The organism is Ruthenibacterium intestinale, assembly GCF_040096265.1.
In the GTDB taxonomy this organism is placed as follows: domain Bacteria; phylum Bacillota; class Clostridia; order Oscillospirales; family Ruminococcaceae; genus Ruthenibacterium; species Ruthenibacterium komagatae.
In genome coordinates this window covers 23,027-40,850 of the sequence record NZ_JBBMFA010000094.1, presented here as the reverse complement: position 1 = coordinate 40,850, position 17,824 = coordinate 23,027, and the positions used below count along the sequence as shown (strand labels likewise).

Below are 17,824 nucleotides of genomic sequence, written 5' to 3'. Positions count from 1 at the left end.
CCGTCAATCTTTGCCCTTGAAAATAACCGGAAAGCATTGTACAATTCACCCATACCTTGCAGCCGTAAATTCTTTTGGATTTCCGGTGTTTTTTATCTGTATCGCGCGAACATTTGGTGCGCGCTGCTGTTCTGCCGTCTTTCGGGGCGGCGGTCTGTAAAAAGGAGGTCGATGCAATCACCACGCGCCCCGACCGGGGCAACCAACATGATTGAAATTATAAGAAGGGGGAATCTTATGAAACGGATTCTGCGCGCGGCCGCGCTGACACTGGCGGCGGTCGTATCGCTCGGAATGCTGGCGGCCTGCGGAGCCTCCGGAGAGGACAACCGTCAGATCATTCGCATTGGACACAACCAGTCTACCAACCATCCCACGCACATTGCTCTGGTGGCTTTTGAAGAGTTTATCGAGAGCAAGCTGGGAGACAAATATAATGTAGAAGTCTACCCCAGCGAACTGCTGGGCTCCCAGAACGAAATGGTGCAGCTGACCCAGACCGGCGCCATCAACTTCTGCGTAGCCAGTAACTCTCTGCTGGAAACCTTCAGCGACAACTACACACTGTTCAACCTTCCCTATCTGTTCTCCAGCAGCGAGGCATATCACGCGGCCATGGACGACGAGTCCATCACCGGCCCGATTTTTGAGTCCACCAAGCAGGCCGGCTTTGAGGCCGTGACCTGGCTGGACGCCGGCACCCGCAATTTCTACACGGTCAACACGCCCATTGAGACGCCGGCCGATCTGAAGGGGTTGAAAATCCGCGTACAGCAGTCTCCCACCAACGTGGAAATGATGCGTCTGCTGGGCGGCTCTGCCACCCCCATGGGCTTCGGCGATGTGTACACCGCTTTGCAGTCCAAAATCATCGACGGCGCCGAGAACAACGAGCTGGCGCTGACGGACAACGGCCACGGTGACGTGTGCAAATATTATTCCTACGACATGCATCAGATGATCCCGGATATTCTGATCGGCAATATCGCCTTCCTGGACGGTCTGAGCGAAGAGGAGCGCGCCATTTTTGAAGAGGGCTTCGACCTGGCCAATCAGGTGCAGCGCGAAGAGTGGGTCAGCGCCGTGGAAGAGGCTAAGGACCGCGCTCAGAACGAACAGGGTGTTGAGTTCCTGTATCCGGACACCAAGCCGTTCCAGGAGGCCTGTGCATCCATGCACGATTCCATGCTGGCCGAACATCCGGACCTTGCGCCCATCTACGAGGCCATTCAGGCGTACAACGAACAGTACCCCTCCGGGGAATCTTAAGGAGGTGCCGGTGAAATGAACACATTGAGAAATGCTCTGACCAAACTTTTGAACGCACTGGCCGGCATCAGTTTCATTGCCATGGTGGCACTGACCTGCTGGCAGGTCTTTACCCGCTACATTCTGCAGAACCCCTCTTCCTGGTCCGAGGAGCTGGTCTCCTATCTGTTTGCGTGGGCCAGCCTGCTGGGCGCCTCTCTGGTCACCAGCGAGCGCGGACATATGAATATCCCTATTGTCGTGGACCGTATGCCCGCCGGTGCCCGCAAGGTCTTTGAGGTATTCGGCGAACTGATTGCGTTTGCCTTCTCCCTCATCATCCTTGTGTACGGCGGCGTGCAGATCACCCAGCTTGCCATGGGGCAGACCACTTCTTCCCTGGGCGTGGCTGTGGGCGTTTTCTATGTTGTGCTCCCCCTTTGCGGCGTGCTCAACATGATCTACACGGTGCTGAACATCGTCGACATCTGCAAATCCACTGCGGACACCAAGAAAGAGGAGGCGTGAGCAAATGGCAATTCAATCCTTATTGATTATTGTGGCCGTGCTGGCTGTCCTTCTGGTTGCCGGCGTGCCCATCTCTTACTCCATCGGCATTTCCTCTCTGATCGCCATTCTGCAGACAGTGCCTCTGGACGTCTCGGTGATCACCGGCGCACAGCGCATTTTCGTCGGCATGAGCAAATTCAGTCTGACCGCCATTCCCTTCTTCATTCTGGCCGGCAACCTGATGAACCAGGGCGGCATTGCCAAGCGGTTGGTTGACTTTGTAATGGCCATTCTGGGCAAGCTGCCCGGCGCACTTCTGGTCACCAACGTAGGCGCCAACGCGCTGTTCGGCGCCATTTCCGGTTCCGCGTCCGCCGCAGCCGCGGCTGTGGGCAGCATGGTGGAACAGGGCGAGGAAGAACAGGGCTATGACAAAGCACTGTGCGCAGCCACCAACGGCGCGTCCGCTCCCTCCGGTCTGCTGATCCCGCCGTCCAATGCGCTGATCACCTACTCGCTGGCCGCGGGCGGCACCTCTGTGGCCGCGCTGTTCCTGGCGGGTTATGTGCCCGGCATCATCTGGGCCCTGTGCTGCATGGTGGCCGCCATCATCATCGCCAAGAAAAAAGGCTACAAGGGAACACCCGGCAAATTTGACTGGAAGAACCTGGGCATTGCCACGCTGCGTGCGCTCCCGTCCCTGTCTCTGATCGTGGTGGTCATCGGCGGCATCGTGGGCGGCATTTTCACCGCTACAGAGGGTTCCGCCATCGCCGTGGTCTACGCGCTGATCCTGGGCATCTGCTACCGCAACATCACTCTGAAATCCTTCTGGAACATTGTGGTCTCCAGCGCCAAAATGAGCGGCATGGTCGTATTCCTCATCGGCGTGTCCAACATTCTGGGCTGGGTCATGGCCTTCACGCAGATTCCGCAGGCAATTTCCGACGCGCTGCTGGGCCTCACGGACAACCCCGTCATCATCCTGCTGATCATGAACGTGATCCTGCTGATTGCCGGAACGTTTATGGACGTCACCCCGGCCATTCTGATCTTCACCCCGCTGTTCCTGCCGGTGGTGCAGACCTTCGGCATGGATCCTGTGCAGTTCGGTCTGATTCTGGTGTACAACCTGTGCATCGGCAATATCACGCCGCCGGTTGGCAACACGCTGTTTGTTGCCATCAAGGTGGGTCGCTCGTCCCTGTCCAAGGTCATGCCGTACATGCTGTGGTATTATGTAGCCATTCTGGTCGGTCTGCTGATGGTGACCTACATCCCCATCGTCAGTCTGGGTCTTCCCCAGCTGGCAGGCCTTCTCTAAAACCTGTTTCGCCCCGGCCTTTGGGCCGGGGCGTTTCTGTGTGATGATGTATAAAGCTGCAGACGGCGGGAATACTATGGGCATCGAAACCTTCATGAGAAAGGAAGTTAACGGTCATGAATGTATTCTATAAAATCTGCATTGCGCTGATCATTATCGGCGGCATCAACTGGGGCCTGATCGGCCTGTTCGGCTTCAATGCCGTGGCCTGGCTGCTGGGCGGCGCCACCTCTTTCCTCAGCCGCACGGTCTTCACACTGGTGGGTGTCGCGGCGCTGTGCGCCATTCCCAGCCTGTTTGAACTGGGCGTCTCCAAAGACACCTGACCCTTACGCAGTTTCTTTTCCCTCTCGGCGGCGCACTGCCGGGGCTGTACAGCTCCGGCAGTGTGCCGCCCTTTCTTTTCCAACTTTACAAAAAGGCCTGTTTTGTTATATAATAGGTTGAAATATGTACAAGCGCAGAGGTGAACTATGGCGGTATTTGAGACAAACAGCAAGGCGGAGACCGTGGCACTGGGCCGCCGTTTGGCACAAACGCTTCACCCCGGCGATCTGATTCTGTTCACAGGCGGACTGGGTGCCGGCAAGACCGCATTCTGCGAAGGCATTGCCGCCGGGCTGGGCTGCACCGACGACGTGCAGAGCCCCACCTTTGCCATTGTGAACTATTACCGCGGGCCGCAGCCCATGGCACATTTTGATTTGTACCGCATTTCTACACTGGCCGATCTGGAAACGGCCGGGTTCTTTGATTATCTGGACGAGGGCGCCGTGGTCGCGGCAGAATGGAGCGAGAACGCCGCTTCTCTTCTGGCGGAACAGCGGGCCATTCGCATTGACATTGTTTCCACCGGCGACACCAGCCGCCGCATCACCATCGAGGGGGCGCAGCTATGATCGTTCTGGGGGTGGACTCCACCGGTAAAACCGCCAGCACCGCCATTGTGCGGGACGGCGTCCTGGTGTACGAAAATTATCTGGCCGCCGGGCTGACCCACAGCGAAAGTCTTGTAGCCCTTTGTGATGACGCTTTGCGCGCCGCCAAACTGCATGTGCGGGATGTGGATCTGTTTGCCGTGACCCACGGGCCCGGCAGCTTCACAGGGCTTCGCATCGGGCTGGCAGCCGTAAAAGGATTGGCCATGCCCCGGCAAACTCCTTGTGTGGGCGTTTCCACATTGGAAGCGCTGGCCTGGGGGCTTTGTACGAACGGCACCGCCCTCTGTGCACTGGACGCGCGCCGCGGCGAGGTATACTACGCTGCTTTTTCCGTGGCAGATGGCACCGTCACCCGGCTCTGCGAGGACGCCAGCGCACCGGCTGCACAGCTGGAAGAACTGATGATGTCGCTGCCCGGGCCGGTCTGGTGCTTTGGCGACGGCGCACAAATTGTATGGGACGCATGGCACGAACGCAGGCCGGACCTTCAGCTTTGGCCCGCGGAGTACCGGCTTTGCCGGGCGGGCTGTGTATGCCGTGCCGCACTGGCGGCAGGTACGCCGGTTTCTCCGGCCGAGCTTGTTCCGGAATATCATCGTCTCAGTCAGGCAGAACGCGAACGTGCAAAACGCACGTCCACACAATAATAGAGAGGAAGGATCTCATATGAACAAACCGATCGCACTCGGCGCCGATCACGGCGGCTGGGCATTAAAGGAAGCCGTAAAACAGCATTTGGACGCGCTGGGCGTGGCCTATCAGGACTTTGGTACATACAGTGAAGAGTCCGTGGACTATCCCGACATGGCCGTTCCCCCCTGCGAGGCCGTTGTCAAGGGTGAATGCGAAAAAGCCCTTCTGTTCTGCGGAACGGGCGTCGGCATCAGCATTGCTGCCAACAAGGTCAAAGGCATTCGCGCCTGCTGCTGCAGCGACACGTTCAGCGCCAAGTACACCCGTATGCACAACGACGCCAACGTGCTGTGCATGGGCGGACGCGTTGTGGGCGCCGGTCTCGCGTGCGAGCTGGTGGATGTATTCCTGAACACCGAATTTGAGGGTGGACGCCATGCCCGGCGCATCGCCAAAATCACTGAGATCGAGAACCGCTGAACGATATCAATTAAAAAACAAAGGAGTCTGACAAACATGAGCAAGACCGTCATCATGGATCACCCCCTGGTACAGCACAAAGTGAGCCTGCTTCGCAACAAAAACACCGGCACCAAGGAATTCAAGGAGCTCGTCAGCGAGCTGGCCATGCTTCTTTGCTATGAGGCCACCCGTGACCTTCCCACCGAAGAGGTAGAGATCGAGACGCCCATCGCCGTGGCCAAAACGCACATGCTGTCCGGCCGCAAGGTTGCGCTGGTTCCCATTCTGCGCGCCGGCCTCGGCATGGTGGACGGCATGCTGGCCCTGATCCCCGCTGCAAAAGTCGGCCACATCGGCATGTACCGCAACGAGGAGACGCTGGAGCCTGTGGAGTACTACTGCAAGCTGCCCGCAGACATTGCCGAGCGCGAAGTCATCGTTCTGGACCCCATGCTGGCCACCGGCGGCTCTGCCTGTGACGCCATCACTCAAATCAAAAAGCGCGGCGTGAAGAACATCAAGTTCATCGGCATTATCGGCGCACCCGAAGGCCTGAAACGCCTGCAGGAACTCCATCCCGACGTGGACATCTACATGGCTGCGCTGGACGAGCGCCTGAATGAGAACGGCTACATCGTACCGGGCCTGGGCGACGCGGGCGACCGCATTTTCGGCACCAAATAATTTTTGTGCCACGACTTTCAACAAAGAGTGGAGAATGAATCTATGGCAAAACGCGAACTGAGAAGAAAGGTGCTGGCAACCATCGCCACGGTGCTTGTCATGTGCTGCGGCCTTGCGCTGTGTATCTGGCTTTTGCTCACAAGCGAGGTGTTTTCTTCCACGATCCGCTGGCTGATGCTCGCGTGTACCGTTGGTCTTGGCATTGCGATCATCGGTCTTCTGGTGTGCAAAATCCAGGAGATCCGCACCCTGTCAAAACTGGTAAAAAAAGAGGCAGAGCTGCCGCAGCCGGCCTCTGATGCGCCGCAGCAGCCGGAGCCTGAACTTCAGCCCCTGCAGACATTGGACGAGCCGCTGCCCGTTGAGGAAACACCGGCTCCCGCACCTGCACCCGTAGTGCAGCCGGAGCAGCCTGTTGTCCCGGTCATGGCGGCACCCAAGCCCGTGCAGGCTGCAGTACATACGCCGATGCCCGAAAAGCAGGAACAGGAGCCTGTGGAACAGCATCACTGGCAGCCCATCAACTTCAAGGCAGTGGATCAGCAGTACAAGGCTGCTCAAACTGCCCGTGTCAAGGCGATGGAAGACGCACGCATTGCGCAGGAGCAGGCGCGCCGTCTGGCCGAACAGGCCCGGCTTCAGCAGCAAGTGCAGGAGCAGGCCAGCGCTGCACAGGCCGCGCAGCCCGTACAGGCGCCGCAGCCCTCTCCACAGCATTCGGCACGCGAAGAGGAACTTCTTCAGCGTGCACACGAGCAACAGCAGGCCCGCCGCGCAGAGCAAATCCGCCTGGCAGATGCCGCGCGCACCGGTCAGCTGCCCCGCATTACCAATGAGATGATCGCACAGGAAGAGGCGCGCCTTGCAGCGCTGGCCCGTCAGGCAGAGGCGCAGCGGCTGGCACAGTCCACAGCGCCGGCCCCGCAGCCCGTTGTTCCGGTTCAGGCGGCCGCACCGGCCACCCCCGTCGCACAGGTTCCTGCGGAACCGAAGCCCGCAGCTGTTCCCGCGGCGGCTCAGCCCGTGAAGGAATCCGCTTCCACGTGGGGGCAGGCCTGGAGCGCTCCTCGCACAGAGGCACCCGCACCGCGTGCGGGTGCGGAGGCTCCCGCACCTGCAGAGCACGTAGAGCGCACCCCCATCGCCTGGCCTGCGCCTTCCAAGCCTGCGCGCACCACACAGATTCCGAAGATCACCGATGAGATGATCGCCGCGCAGAACAAAGCGCGTTTTCAGACCGCGGCACGCACCGGTCAGCTGCCCAAGATCACCAATGATATGGTGGCTGCCGCCAAGAGCCAGAACCAGTTTCAAACGGCGGCGCGCACCGGCCAGCTGCCCAAGATCACCGATGATATGGTAGCTGCCGCCAAGAGCCAGAACCGGTTCCAAACGGTGGCGCGCACCGGCCAGCTGCCCAAGATCACCGACGATATGGTGGCTGCCGCCAAGAGAGGGAAACCGACGCAGACGCTTGGCAATTTTGCAGCGCATTACCAAAAAGGTTCCAAGTCGGCTGATTCTTATTGGAAATCTCAGAATCAAAAATAAAGGACGTTGTTCCGGGGCTTTGAAGCAAGTCTTCAAAGCCCTTTTTCTTGCAAAAACGGGATTTCTACTTTTTGTCGAGTGACTTTCGGGCGCACATATGGCATACTGAGCACAGGAGGGATGGACATGAATGCGGAATACACAGGCCGAAAAATCGCACAGCTTCGCAAACAGAAAGGTTTGACGCAGCGGGAACTGGCGGTAGCTCTGCACGTCACGGACAAAGCCGTCAGCAAATGGGAGCGCGGCCTCAATTATCCGGATATCGCACTGCTGGAGCCGCTGGCGGAAGTCCTGGAAGTGACCGTGACTGAACTGCTGCAGGCCCGGGATCAGCCTCGGGATCAGTCGATGTCCATGGGCGAAGTGGAAAAGCTGGTGACGGGTTCTCTGGCCCTTGCCGACGGGGAAAAGCAAAAAGCTCTGGCCGGCAGAAGCCGGCGGCTTTTCCTTTATTTGCTTTGCGCGGCGCTCGCCGCGGCGGAAATTTCCCTGCTGCTTTTTCTCGGTTTGCGTGAATATCTGGTTCTGGAGATTTTCTGGAATCTGGAAGGGCTTTCTCTGTTCTTCGGCGGCTGGTTCTGGCTGACGCGCTATACCCGGCTGCCCGCTTATTACGATCAAAATGCCATTGGCTTTGTAAGCGCGGGCATTTTGCGGTTGCACCTTGCCGGCGTGCGCTTCAACAATCGAAACTGGCCTTCTATTTTGCGTGCCGGACGCATCTGGGGCGTGGTCACACCGCTTTCCTATCCACTGGTATACGGGGCAATCTGTAAGCTGTTTCCACAGTATCTTCCCACGCTGTGCCTGGTCATTTTATTGATCTATCTCTCTTCACTGTTCATACCGCTTTTCTGGGCCGGAAGAAAATACGCATAAAAAGGGTCCTCCCCTGCCGGGGAGGACCTTTTTAACTCAAACGAATCTGCCAGCCTTTGCCGTCGCGGTGCAGCCAATCGCGTACCGTGGCAGGTTCCTGCCCGCCTTTGGCCGGGTCCAGGCGAAAAGCCGAGAGGATGACTCCTGCCAGCACCGCCTGAACGCTGCCGCTCCACACGCCGCCGCTCAGAAAGGGAACCGACAGGTTCAAGGGTTCCAGCAGAAGCTGTGCGGTCAAAAAGGCGACCGCCGCCAGTGCCAGCATCCGCCCTGCCGCGCTTCGCACGCGCAAAACCGAGCGCCACAGAAGGACCAGACAGACGATGAGCGCCCCCAACAGCACCAGCGCAGCCGGTCTGCCCAGCGCATGAGCACTCCAGGTCAATGGATCGTCGGAGCCCAGCAGACGAAACAGCGACTCTTCCGTGAGCCCCTGAAAAAGATTTTCCGGTACGCGGTCCGCCCATTCAGAAGTCAGCGGCTGCAAGGGCGATTTCCCCTGCCAGATGGTCAGCCGCAGCAGGTCCAGCCAGCCGCCGCCCGCGGGGTCGGAAAAGGGATTGCCTCTTTCCAGCATTCGCTCCACCAGATGCGGGTTGGACAGGCATCCGATCGCGGGAAGGCCCACCGCCACAGCAGCTGTCAGGCCCATGCTTCTGCCGCGCCCCCATCCAAACCAATCGCGCCATCCGCAATACAGGCAAAGCACCAGTCCGGTCAACAGAATGCAGATGGCCTGCGACAGTGCAGGCAAATAGAGCGCTGCCAGCAGCAGCGGCACAATGGCCGCACCGCTCAAAAGCAGACCGGCCAGTCTCTTGCCCCGCTGCCGGTACAAAACCGCTGCGTAACCCAACACCAGAAAACCGCACAGCGGCCGTGCGTAAATTCGGGCTCCATTGATTGTGGGCGTACAAAGCGCGGTGCCCAGCACCAGTGCCAGAGCGCCGCCACAAATCAGCCAGGTATGGCGCATCCATGCCACAAGGTCCGTTCCAAAATATACCACGGCCAGCACGGCAACCGGTACACAGCCCCGCACAAGCAGAGACGCCACTTCTCCGGACCCGTCCGGCCCCAGGCGAAGCTCGCCAAAAACACGCAGCGCCGTTCCCAGCACAAACAGCATTGCCACCCAAAGAAACGGCCCCCAGGCGGAACGGGGGCGGTGAACTTCGTCCAGCCTACCGCCTACCAGCACCGCGTCCCCCATACTTTCCACGGTCTTGCGCGCTGCCTGTTCGGGCGAATCCGCCCCGGCCAAAAATGCCTCGTACTGATCCTCAAGATGTGCTTTCAGTTCCGCTTTGACGGGCTGTACCGCCGCACGGCAGCGCAGCTGCGCAACGGCCCGGTCCAGCCATTGTTCCAATTGTGCGGGCAGCATCAGCCATTCCCCCTTTGCAGCTGTGCCGGGTGCAGCACGCGGTTAATGGCAGTACTGACCCGGTCCCATTCCTTTTGCTGTACATCCAAAGCCTGCCGGCCCACCTGCGTCAGGTGGTAATATTTTCGCGGTTTTCCCGCCGTGCCTGCGGCCTCGTAACTTTCGATTTTCCCTTCCTGCTCCAGCGTGTGCAAAATGGGATACAGCGTTCCGGCTTTCAACAAGAACGTGTCGTTGGAACGGTTGCCAAGTTCCTCGATCATCTGATAGCCATACATATCGCTCTCCTGCAAAAGCCGCAGAAGCAGCATTTGTGTGGATCCGGGAACCAGATTTTTCTGCTGCATTTTTTCGCCTCCAATATATAGATTATCTATATTTGTATTATACATAGATAATCTATATATGTCAAGACTTTCCTACTTTTTAACACACTTCCATTTCTTGTGCAGCGTCTGCCGGTGCCCCGCCAATATTCCGCAGCCGGCTTTCGTATGCAAGCGACTTGCCATCCCTTACAAGGGCCTTGCGATATTTTATGTATATGTTATATTTAGACAGGAACCGGTACACAAATGAAGAATGGTGCGGATTGACTAAAACAACTGAAACGGCACGTTTGCTTACACTTGCCGGAATGCTCACTGTACATACGCACTCGTTGTATTTTTTATTCGATCAGTGTCGCCCGGAAAGGAGAATGTACCATGCAGCTGCAACAAATTCATCATATAGCTATCATCGTGTCCGACTATGCGGCAGCCAAAGAATTTTATGTTAAGAAGCTAGGATTTTCTGTAATCCGCGAAAACTTTCGCCCCGCACGGGGCGATTGGAAATTGGATCTGCGCTTGGGCGAAGGTCCCGATTCCATAGAATTGGAAATTTTCGCACAACCAAATGCTCCACGCCGTCTCACTCGCCCTGAGGCATGCGGACTGCGTCATCTGGCATTTCATGTTGAAGATATCTTCGCCACAATTGCGGAATTGAACACCCAAGGGATCCATTGCGAGCCTGTGCGCTTTGACGAATTTACCGGAAAACCAATGACATTTTTCTTTGACCCGGATGGCCTTCCCTTGGAATTACATGAATAACCCTATGCACTCCAATATGTGCCGCGAAATCTTTGTGCATTTTCACGAATAATTTAGCTTGAAATTGTGCAATATAACTAATATAATAGGAACACCGCAAGAGAGTTGCTTGCGGCATGGCCACAAGCAGGCGGCCATGTTGGGAAAGAATGAGAAAAGAGGTTATTGTTATGTTTAAGATGATTCGTGAATTTGCAAAATACCATCTGTCTGACAACGCAATGAATTGCTGGGGACGCGAAAGCCTGTTCTTCTGAGAACAGATTTAAAAAAGGTCCGCACAGGGATCCCTGTGCGGACCTTTTTTATTGAAACTTTCAGTCAGGCTTCACCAAAACGCGCTCAACTGGCCATCATACGGCGTGGAAAAAGCGGAAAACAGCCAGCCTCGGTCTGTGAGGGTCATGCGAAGCGTGCAGGCCGCGCCGCTTTCATAACAGGTTTCAAACACGATTTCCTGTTCTGTCCGGGAAATCAGCTCAAAGGAGGCGGGATACGGGCATTGCTTCCCATTTCCCTGCCCGACCTGCAGCACATAAAGCTTTCCTTCAAAGTCCGCATACAGCGACTGTCCCACCAGCGGCGCAGACCCCGGCGCAATGGACTGACTTTCCACCGGTGCATAAGCCTGATGCAGCTTTTTGAACAGTTCGAAGTCGAACAGCGAACGCAGATAATCTGCGAGATCGGCGGAATCTTCAAATGCCTTTTCTCGCACATATTGATATGGCAACCCGGTCTCCCAGACATCCGTGTCATCGGACGAGAAACCCGGCTCCACTGTGAACGCGCGATAAGCCTCCATCGCCGCCACGTATCGCGCCTGCTGCTCTGCATTCAGAAAATCCGGCACCGCCATGATGTACTCCACAATGGTTCCCTCAGGCACCTGAAAATCATATTTTCCGGTAGGCTGGTAATCCTCCTGCATCCAGTCCGGTATAGAGACCGACTGAGATGCCGCCTGGGAGGGCGCGGCCGCTGAGGATGCAAATTCTGCCGCGCTGCATCCAATCAAAAGCAGAACCGCACAGAGAAACGCAATCCACTTTCTCATACCTCTCAACCCCTCTCGTTTATAAAAACGAAAAAGAAGAGGCAAGTATTGCATAAAACCGAAAATTCATTGACAACGCCTCCGGTCACGTCTATATTCAAGGTGAAAACGGGGGTGAGTTTATGGCCGAACCGGGACGCAGTTCGTACTGCTGGCTTTTGCCGCGGGATGTCTTGTGCTCAGCATTCGCCATTTTCAGCAAAAGGGCTTTTTGTGGAACAATGCCTGGCTATTCGCTTCCGAACAGGAACGCAAACATATGGACAAAGCCCCTCATTACCGTCAGTCCGCCATCGTGTTTGCATTGCTTTGCCTGATTTTTCTTCTTTTGGCTGCGGAAGTCCGATGGAAAACCAGCTGGCTCCTTTGGCTGGTGGGCGGCACGATGGCTGTCACATTGGTCTACGCCGTGGCATCTTCCGTCCGCAGAGTTTAACAAAACCGGGTCCCAATACAGGGACCCGGTTTTTTGATGATATCAGACAGGTGCAGCTTCCTGCTCTTCCCAACGCGCCCGCACCAGACGATTGACCAGGAAAATCACCACTTCTTCTCCCAACAGAACCAGCGCCCAGGGACTTTTCAAAAACAGAACCACTTTTCCCAAAAAAGGAATGTGCGTTACATACGTTCCCAAAATGTCCGAACGAACAGTTTCATATCCGTCCAAATCGGTCGTGTGTTCCGGGTGCGTTCGGTAGAGCAGCTGCCCCAGCTCCCCATCCCATTCTGTGTGGCTGAAGCGATGCGTTTCAGTAATTTGTTCCCCAAACCGGTTCGCGCGGAAGGTGATGATTTGCTCGGGCTCCAATGTCAGAGAAGCATCCGGTGAAACCTGACGCACAAGGACCAGCGAAAACGTGGGAATGGTAGGCTCCATGCTTTGGGACAGCACCACATAGCAGCGGAAAGGCAGCAGACGCCCCACCTGCTGGGGAAACAACAGGTAGGTGCCAATACATAGGGCAAGCACCCCCATGAGCAGCCAAAAGACTGCGGCCCTAATTCGCTCAGCCATTTCTTCCACTGCGCCCCGTTTCTTTCAATCAGCTCAAGGTTGCCGTCACGTCAAATTGAATCGGTGTATCGGCGGACACCTTGTCCGCCACATTGTCACTGTTGACCGTGGCCTTGATGGTGTATGTGTTGGTTCCTTCAATGGCCGTATCCGTGAAGCTGGTACCGGAACCGCTCACGCTGCCTCCGCCGCTCTGCGTAACCTCAAAGGTAAAATCAGATGTGCTCGGGCCCGAATCTCCTTTTACCGCAATTTCCAAATCCAACTGCGTTGCCAGATCTCCCTCATTCTCCACCGTGAACGTCACATCACCCGAAGCGGAAGGATATGCATCCAGCGTGCCGCTGTCGCTGTTCATGGTGAAGTTGCTGGTCTCTACCGTGACGGGTTTGCGCAGGGTCACTGCCGTCGTACTTGCCGTTGCGGTGGTTTTGTCGTACACGGCAAACGTGCCCGCAGAGGTCACCACAACTGCTGCTGCCGTTGCCAGAGAAAGCCAGGTTGTCTTTTTGAACATGATCCGATCCCCTTTTCGTCTACTTTTTTTGTATTGTTTTCAGCAATGGTTATCATATCACATGTCCAAAATATTGAAAAATACCTGTTTCTTTATAAGTAGCCATATCAAAATTGATATGGCTTTTTTTAAATTTAAATCTTCTGCAAATTGTTTCAAAAAGGAGCGGGCCGGCTGAGACAGCTCTTCTCTGTCCCGGTGAAGAAGCAGCAAATTTATCTGCACCGGAGCATCTGTCAGCGGTACGCTGCAAATTTGGGAGCACTGCAGTTCCTCCCGCTGCCACGCATTGCCCACAATGTATCCGTTGGTACTGCGCAGCATACGCAGCACCGAGTGATAGCTGTTGACCGTGATGGTCCGCCGCGGCCATTCGCTGGGGCGCCGGAGATCATCCAACAGCGTCTGGTTCAGATGGCTGAAAAAATCCCCCGGCAGAAGAACACGCGGGTACTCAAACGATCGGCGGCATTCCAAGCCGTCCGCCTTTGCCAAAGGATGGTCCCGCCTGACATGAACATACATCGGACGGGGATCATCCAGCGGCGTCACGCACACATTTTTGCCGGCAGCCATCTTTAAAAACACCGGCAGCTGCGTGTCGTTCACCACTGCCAGGCCGATTTCGGCATCCAAAGCAGCCACCTTTTCCAGGGCAGGCTCCAGCGTGGTTTCGTAAAAACACAGCTCGGTATCCTGCGCTGCCATGTGCTCGTAAACATGCAGCAAAAGTTCATCTTTTAAAAAGAGCAGCGCCACCGCCACATGCAGCCGGCTGACCAGCCTGGCGTCCTGCGTGTCCCGCAGCCGCTCCAGCATCTGGAATTTATCCAAAATGGACTGGGCCTAGTAATACATTTGCCGCCCGGTCTGTGTGGGGCGCACCCCTTTGCTGGTGCGTTCCAAAAGTTCGCAGCCCATTTCCTTTTCCAATGCATTGATGGTGCGGCTCAGGCTGGGCTGGGCCACAAACAGTTTCTGCGCAGCTGCGCTGATGCTGCCGCAGTCCACCACTTCGATAAAATATTGAAGCTGCCTGCGCTGCATAATCGTTCCTCCTTTTCCCCGCGGTTTCCGAAACAGTTCATTCATGGTTTCGGCTATTTTTTACTGCTTTAATCTGCAAATATCCCTGCTTCTTCACAAAAAACAGGCAGCAGATTGCTCTGCTGCCTGTTTTGAATTGACTTTATCTTATTTGGACAGACGGGCACGCAGGTCAGCCAGCTGTTTGCGCAGCTCAGCGGGCACACGCTCGCCGATCTGATCGTACAGCTCCTCTACGCCCTTGACGTCTTCCAGCCACAGATCGTTGTCGATCTCCAGCAGGCCCTTCAGGACATCCAGAGTGATGTCGGACAGGCCTTCGATGTTGATGTCTTCTGCCTTAGGCACATAGCCGATCGGGGTTTCCACCGCGTCCACTTTGCCCTCGCAGCGATCCAGCATCCACATCAGGACACGCATGTTGTCGCCGAAGCCCGGCCAAATGAAGTGGCCGTTGTCATCGGTGCGGAACCAGTTGACATGGAAGATCTTGGGAGCTTTGTCGCCCAATTTCTTGCCCATCTCCAGCCAGTGGCCGAAGTAGTCGCCCATGTTGTAGCCGCAGAAGGGACGCATGGCCATCGGGTCACGGCGGACAACGCCCACAGCGCCGGTAGCGGCAGCAGTGGTCTCAGAAGCCATGGCAGAGCCCACATACACGCCGTGCTCCCAGCTGAAGGACTGGTACACCAGCGGAGCGGTCTTCGCGCGGCGGCCGCCGAAGACCATCGCGGTCACAGGCACGCCCATGGGGTTGTTGAACTCTTTGGACAGGCAGGGGCAGTTCTCAGCCGGAGCCGTGAAACGGGAGTTGGGATGAGCCAGCTTGCCGCCGTTGGCAACATACTCTTTGCCGTTGACGGGGATACCGGTCCACTCCTGAGCATCCTCGGGAGGATTCTTATCCAGGCCTTCCCACCACACAGTGTTGTCCGCCAGGTTGTGGGCAACGTTGGTGAAGATGGTGCCCTTCATGGTGGTGTGCAGCGCGTTGGGGTTGGATTTCTCGTTGGTGCCGGGGGCAACGCCGAAGAAGCCGTTCTCGGGGTTGATGGCATACAGACGGCCGTCCTCACCGATGTGCATCCAGGCGATGTCGTCGCCTACGGTCCACACTTTGTAGCCCTGTTTTGCATAAACCTCAGGCGGAATCAGCATGGCCAGGTTGGTCTTGCCGCAGGCAGAGGGGAAGGCAGCGGTGATGTATTTGGTCTCGCCATTGGGGCACTCGATGCCCAGGATCAGCATGTGCTCGGCCATCCAGCCCTCTTTCATGCCCTGGTAGGAAGCGATGCGCAGAGCAAAGCATTTTTTGCCCAGCAGCACGTTGCCGCCGTAACCGGAGTTGATGGACCAGATTGCATTCTCTTCGGGGAACTGCACAATGTAGCGGTTCTCCTCGTTGATGTCGGCTTTCGCGTGCTGGCCGCGCACGAAGTCGTTGGAATCGCCCAGCTGACGCAGCGCTTTCACGCCGATGCGGGTCATGATGTCCATGTTCAGGACAACGTAGATGGAGTCCGTGACCTCAATGCCCACTTTGGAGAACGGGCTGCCGATGGGGCCCATGCAGTACGGAATCACGTACATGGTGCGGCCTTTCATGCAGCCGGTGTACATGGGAACCAGTTTTGCTTTCATCTCTTCGGGGTCCATCCAGTTGTTGATGACGCCCGCGTCTTCTTTGTTCTTGGTGCAGATGAACGTGCGGCCCTCTACACGGGCAACGTCGTTCTTCGCGGTGTGATGCAGAACGCAGCCAGGCAGTTTCTCCTGGTTCAGTTCCGTCATTTCGCCAGTTTTGAAGGCTTCCTCGCGCAGAGCGCGCAGCTGACCCTCAGAGCCGTCGATCCAAATGGTCTTGTCCGGAGTCATCAGGCCTTCCATTTCTTTGACCCAGTCCAGAACATGCTGATTGTTCGTCAAAGCCATAATTGAATCACCTTTCCTTTAAAAAATCCCTCTCGCATAAAGTGGTGAACAGAACAGTTCGATCAAAATGCGATTTGGTTTCATTATACCTTTTTGTTAAAAAAAACACAAGATTTTTCCGCGAAAAAGCCGCACTCTTTTTCCCGGATGTGCCGATTGTTCGCTTTTTGCGGATATCTTTGCAAAAAAGGCGGTCGTCCCGCAGGACGGCCGCCTAGCCGAAATTACTTCGCAGCTTCCACCAGAGCCTTGGTGTCGCGGGCAATCATCAGTTCCTCGTTGGTGCAGATGACCAGCACTTTCACGCGGCTGCCTTTGCCGCTGATGTCCATGATGTCGCCGGTGCGTTTGCAGTTTTTCTCCGGATCCACGGAAATGCCCAAAAAGCCCATGTTCTCGCACACACTGGCACGCATGCGATAATCGTTCTCGCCGATGCCGCCGGTGAAGACCACGCAGTCCAGACCGCCCATGGCCGCAGCATAAGAACCGATGTATTTCTTGATCTGATAAGCCAGCATCTCGGTGGCCAGCTTGGCGCGCTCATTGCCGGCATCCGCCGCATTGGTCACGTCGCGCATATCGCTGGAAACGCCGGAAACACCCAGCAGGCCGCATTTCTTGTTCAGGTAATCGGCCATCTCCTGACCATGGATGCCCAGTTTCTGCTCCATGTAAGTCACAACACTGGGGTCTAGGTCGCCGCAGCGGGTGCCCATCAGAACACCGGCCAGCGGGGTCAGGCCCATGCTGGTGTCCATGCACTTGCCGGCTTTGACCGCGGAGATGGAGCTGCCGTTGCCCAGATGGCAGGTGACCATCTTCAAATCGCTGCTGTTCAGGTACTCAGCAGCCGCCATGCTCACATAGCGGTGGCTGGTGCCGTGCGCGCCATAGCGGCGGATGGAGTACTTTTCATACATCTCATAGGGAACGCCGTACATATACGCCTTGGCGGGCATGGTCTGATGGAACGTGGTGTCGAACACAACCACGTTGGGGACCTTCTCGCCAAATACAGCCTTGGCGCTGCGCAGGCCCTGCACGTGTGCCATGTTGTGCACGGGAGCCAGCGGTGCGATCTCTTCGATTTTGTCGATGATGGCATCGGTGACGATCTCAGATTTGGTAAAGAACTCGGCGCCCTGCACCACGCGGTGACCGATGGCGGAAATCTCGCTCTTGTCTTTCACCACAGCGCCCTCGCCCGTGGTCATCATTTCGACTACCTTCATGAACGCCTCAGTGTGCGTGGGGAACGGCACCTCCTGGCTCCATTCGCCGCCGTTGGCCTTGTGGGTGATCTTGCTGCCTTCAATGCCGATGCGCTCGCACAGACCTTTGCACAGCACGCTTTCGTCCGTCATATCAATGAGCTGATATTTCAGAGAGCTGGAACCGCAGTTGATGACCAGAACTTTCATAGTTTCTTTTTCCTCCTAAACGTTTCAAATGCCCGCCTTTTGATCAGCAGGCACTTTTCTTCCTTATCTTTTTTATTATATAATGGTAAAAATTCATTTGCAAGGCA

21 protein-coding genes are annotated in these 17,824 nt (G+C 56.3%); 12 read left to right on the top strand and 9 right to left on the bottom strand.

The genetic code is table 11. From position 1 onward, the window contains the following. Window positions 1–237: 237 nt before the first annotated feature. The 10 genes from WMO24_RS09525 to WMO24_RS09480 all read left to right on the top strand — a co-directional run bounded on the left by WMO24_RS09525 (window position 238) and on the right by WMO24_RS09480 (window position 8,235). The gene (locus tag WMO24_RS09525; protein ID WP_349216208.1) at window positions 238–1,269 is read left to right on the top strand and encodes a TRAP transporter substrate-binding protein; all 1,032 of its coding nucleotides are present in this window, start codon (window positions 238–240) and stop codon (window positions 1,267–1,269) included. 15 nt (window positions 1,270–1,284) lie between these two features. Next, complete coding sequence (locus WMO24_RS09520; protein ID WP_349216207.1) at window positions 1,285–1,776, top strand: TRAP transporter small permease; 492 nt, start codon at window positions 1,285–1,287, stop codon at window positions 1,774–1,776. Between the two features lie 4 nt (window positions 1,777–1,780). Beyond that, window positions 1,781–3,082, top strand: a complete 1,302-nt coding sequence (locus WMO24_RS09515) for a TRAP transporter large permease (RefSeq protein WP_349216206.1) — start codon at window positions 1,781–1,783, stop codon at window positions 3,080–3,082. A gap of 116 nt (window positions 3,083–3,198) precedes the next feature. After that, entirely contained in the window at window positions 3,199–3,408 is a 210-nt protein-coding gene (locus WMO24_RS09510) for a DUF378 domain-containing protein (RefSeq protein WP_349216205.1), read from the top strand. A gap of 147 nt (window positions 3,409–3,555) precedes the next feature. Continuing rightward, entirely contained in the window at window positions 3,556–3,981 is a 426-nt protein-coding gene (gene tsaE, locus WMO24_RS09505) for a tRNA (adenosine(37)-N6)-threonylcarbamoyltransferase complex ATPase subunit type 1 TsaE (RefSeq protein WP_349216204.1), read from the top strand. Beyond that, window positions 3,978–4,670 (top strand): tRNA (adenosine(37)-N6)-threonylcarbamoyltransferase complex dimerization subunit type 1 TsaB, encoded by a 693-nt coding sequence (tsaB, locus tag WMO24_RS09500; protein ID WP_349216203.1) that lies wholly within the window; start codon window positions 3,978–3,980, stop codon window positions 4,668–4,670. The genes tsaE and tsaB overlap by 4 nt, the downstream gene beginning before the upstream one ends. A 19-nt stretch (window positions 4,671–4,689) precedes the next feature. Next, on the top strand, window positions 4,690–5,136 hold the full coding sequence (rpiB, locus tag WMO24_RS09495) for a ribose 5-phosphate isomerase B (RefSeq protein ID WP_349216202.1): 447 nt from the start codon (window positions 4,690–4,692) through the stop codon (window positions 5,134–5,136). Window positions 5,137–5,172: 36 nt separating this feature from the next. Further along, the gene (upp, locus tag WMO24_RS09490; RefSeq protein WP_349216201.1) at window positions 5,173–5,802 is read left to right on the top strand and encodes a uracil phosphoribosyltransferase; all 630 of its coding nucleotides are present in this window, start codon (window positions 5,173–5,175) and stop codon (window positions 5,800–5,802) included. Between the two features lie 42 nt (window positions 5,803–5,844). Continuing rightward, window positions 5,845–7,353: a hypothetical protein gene (locus tag WMO24_RS09485; RefSeq protein WP_349216200.1), complete on the top strand. Its 1,509-nt coding sequence runs from the start codon at window positions 5,845–5,847 to the stop codon at window positions 7,351–7,353. A gap of 126 nt (window positions 7,354–7,479) precedes the next feature. Continuing rightward, entirely contained in the window at window positions 7,480–8,235 is a 756-nt protein-coding gene (locus WMO24_RS09480) for a helix-turn-helix domain-containing protein (RefSeq protein WP_349216199.1), read from the top strand. A gap of 31 nt (window positions 8,236–8,266) precedes the next feature. On the opposite strand, the gene WMO24_RS09475 is transcribed toward WMO24_RS09480, so the two are convergent. Further along, window positions 8,267–9,622, bottom strand: a complete 1,356-nt coding sequence (locus WMO24_RS09475) for a permease prefix domain 1-containing protein (RefSeq protein ID WP_349216198.1) — start codon at window positions 9,620–9,622, stop codon at window positions 8,267–8,269. Beyond that, entirely contained in the window at window positions 9,622–9,969 is a 348-nt protein-coding gene (locus WMO24_RS09470) for a PadR family transcriptional regulator (protein WP_349216197.1), read from the bottom strand. The genes WMO24_RS09475 and WMO24_RS09470 overlap by 1 nt, the downstream gene beginning before the upstream one ends. 360 nt (window positions 9,970–10,329) lie before the next feature. On the opposite strand from WMO24_RS09470, the gene gloA2 reads away from it, so the two are divergent. Further along, window positions 10,330–10,722 carry an SMU1112c/YaeR family gloxylase I-like metalloprotein gene (gene gloA2, locus WMO24_RS09465; protein WP_349216196.1) on the top strand — a complete coding sequence of 131 codons (393 nt, stop codon included), beginning with the start codon at window positions 10,330–10,332 and terminating at the stop codon, window positions 10,720–10,722. Window positions 10,723–11,050: 328 nt separating this feature from the next. On the opposite strand, the gene WMO24_RS09460 is transcribed toward gloA2, so the two are convergent. Beyond that, window positions 11,051–11,779, bottom strand: coding sequence for a hypothetical protein (locus WMO24_RS09460; RefSeq protein ID WP_349216195.1), 729 nt, complete (start codon window positions 11,777–11,779; stop codon window positions 11,051–11,053). A 259-nt stretch (window positions 11,780–12,038) separates the two neighbouring features. Here WMO24_RS09460 and WMO24_RS15840 point away from each other — a divergent pair, with 259 nt between their 5' ends. Beyond that, window positions 12,039–12,215 carry a hypothetical protein gene (locus tag WMO24_RS15840; RefSeq protein WP_407881336.1) on the top strand — a complete coding sequence of 59 codons (177 nt, stop codon included), beginning with the start codon at window positions 12,039–12,041 and terminating at the stop codon, window positions 12,213–12,215. Window positions 12,216–12,257: 42 nt separating this feature from the next. Here the strand turns inward: WMO24_RS15840 and WMO24_RS09450 are convergent, their stop codons facing one another. The 6 genes from WMO24_RS09450 to WMO24_RS09425 form a co-directional block, all read right to left on the bottom strand. Further along, a complete protein-coding gene (locus WMO24_RS09450; protein WP_349216194.1) occupies window positions 12,258–12,797 on the bottom strand; it encodes a S24/S26 family peptidase in 540 nt (179 codons plus the stop codon). A gap of 28 nt (window positions 12,798–12,825) precedes the next feature. Next, complete coding sequence (locus WMO24_RS09445; RefSeq protein ID WP_349216193.1) at window positions 12,826–13,314, bottom strand: hypothetical protein; 489 nt, start codon at window positions 13,312–13,314, stop codon at window positions 12,826–12,828. Between the two features lie 57 nt (window positions 13,315–13,371). Further along, entirely contained in the window at window positions 13,372–14,148 is a 777-nt protein-coding gene (locus WMO24_RS09440; protein WP_349216192.1) for a LysR family transcriptional regulator substrate-binding protein, read from the bottom strand. A gap of 12 nt (window positions 14,149–14,160) precedes the next feature. Beyond that, a complete protein-coding gene (locus WMO24_RS09435) occupies window positions 14,161–14,361 on the bottom strand; it encodes a LysR family transcriptional regulator (RefSeq protein WP_349216191.1) in 201 nt (66 codons plus the stop codon). A 147-nt stretch (window positions 14,362–14,508) separates the two neighbouring features. After that, on the bottom strand, window positions 14,509–16,293 hold the full coding sequence (locus tag WMO24_RS09430; RefSeq protein ID WP_349216190.1) for a phosphoenolpyruvate carboxykinase (GTP): 1,785 nt from the start codon (window positions 16,291–16,293) through the stop codon (window positions 14,509–14,511). 224 nt (window positions 16,294–16,517) lie between these two features. Next, window positions 16,518–17,717 (bottom strand): acetate/propionate family kinase, encoded by a 1,200-nt coding sequence (locus WMO24_RS09425; RefSeq protein WP_349216189.1) that lies wholly within the window; start codon window positions 17,715–17,717, stop codon window positions 16,518–16,520. Between the last annotated feature and the right edge of the window lie 107 nt (window positions 17,718–17,824).

Bases quoted from the DNA above. Each gene is read 5' to 3' on its own strand.
- WMO24_RS09525 (WP_349216208.1), top strand. From the start codon at position 238: ATGAAACGGATTCTGCGCGCGGCCGCGCTGACACTGGCGGCGGTCGTA.
- WMO24_RS09435 (WP_349216191.1), bottom strand. From the start codon at position 14,361: ATGCAGCGCAGGCAGCTTCAATATTTTATCGAAGTGGTGGACTGCGGC.
- WMO24_RS09520 (WP_349216207.1), top strand. From the start codon at position 1,285: ATGAACACATTGAGAAATGCTCTGACCAAACTTTTGAACGCACTGGCC.
- WMO24_RS09510 (WP_349216205.1), top strand. From the start codon at position 3,199: ATGAATGTATTCTATAAAATCTGCATTGCGCTGATCATTATCGGCGGC.
- WMO24_RS09460 (WP_349216195.1), bottom strand. From the start codon at position 11,779: ATGAGAAAGTGGATTGCGTTTCTCTGTGCGGTTCTGCTTTTGATTGGA.
- WMO24_RS09450 (WP_349216194.1), bottom strand. From the start codon at position 12,797: ATGGCTGAGCGAATTAGGGCCGCAGTCTTTTGGCTGCTCATGGGGGTG.
- WMO24_RS09445 (WP_349216193.1), bottom strand. From the start codon at position 13,314: ATGTTCAAAAAGACAACCTGGCTTTCTCTGGCAACGGCAGCAGCAGTT.
- WMO24_RS09430 (WP_349216190.1), bottom strand. From the start codon at position 16,293: ATGGCTTTGACGAACAATCAGCATGTTCTGGACTGGGTCAAAGAAATG.
- WMO24_RS09475 (WP_349216198.1), bottom strand. From the start codon at position 9,622: ATGCTGCCCGCACAATTGGAACAATGGCTGGACCGGGCCGTTGCGCAG.
- rpiB (WP_349216202.1), top strand. From the start codon at position 4,690: ATGAACAAACCGATCGCACTCGGCGCCGATCACGGCGGCTGGGCATTA.
- WMO24_RS09470 (WP_349216197.1), bottom strand. From the start codon at position 9,969: ATGCAGCAGAAAAATCTGGTTCCCGGATCCACACAAATGCTGCTTCTG.
- tsaB (WP_349216203.1), top strand. From the start codon at position 3,978: ATGATCGTTCTGGGGGTGGACTCCACCGGTAAAACCGCCAGCACCGCC.
- WMO24_RS09425 (WP_349216189.1), bottom strand. From the start codon at position 17,717: ATGAAAGTTCTGGTCATCAACTGCGGTTCCAGCTCTCTGAAATATCAG.
- WMO24_RS09480 (WP_349216199.1), top strand. From the start codon at position 7,480: ATGAATGCGGAATACACAGGCCGAAAAATCGCACAGCTTCGCAAACAG.
- tsaE (WP_349216204.1), top strand. From the start codon at position 3,556: ATGGCGGTATTTGAGACAAACAGCAAGGCGGAGACCGTGGCACTGGGC.
- gloA2 (WP_349216196.1), top strand. From the start codon at position 10,330: ATGCAGCTGCAACAAATTCATCATATAGCTATCATCGTGTCCGACTAT.
- WMO24_RS15840 (WP_407881336.1), top strand. From the start codon at position 12,039: ATGGACAAAGCCCCTCATTACCGTCAGTCCGCCATCGTGTTTGCATTG.
- upp (WP_349216201.1), top strand. From the start codon at position 5,173: ATGAGCAAGACCGTCATCATGGATCACCCCCTGGTACAGCACAAAGTG.
- WMO24_RS09515 (WP_349216206.1), top strand. From the start codon at position 1,781: ATGGCAATTCAATCCTTATTGATTATTGTGGCCGTGCTGGCTGTCCTT.
- WMO24_RS09485 (WP_349216200.1), top strand. From the start codon at position 5,845: ATGGCAAAACGCGAACTGAGAAGAAAGGTGCTGGCAACCATCGCCACG.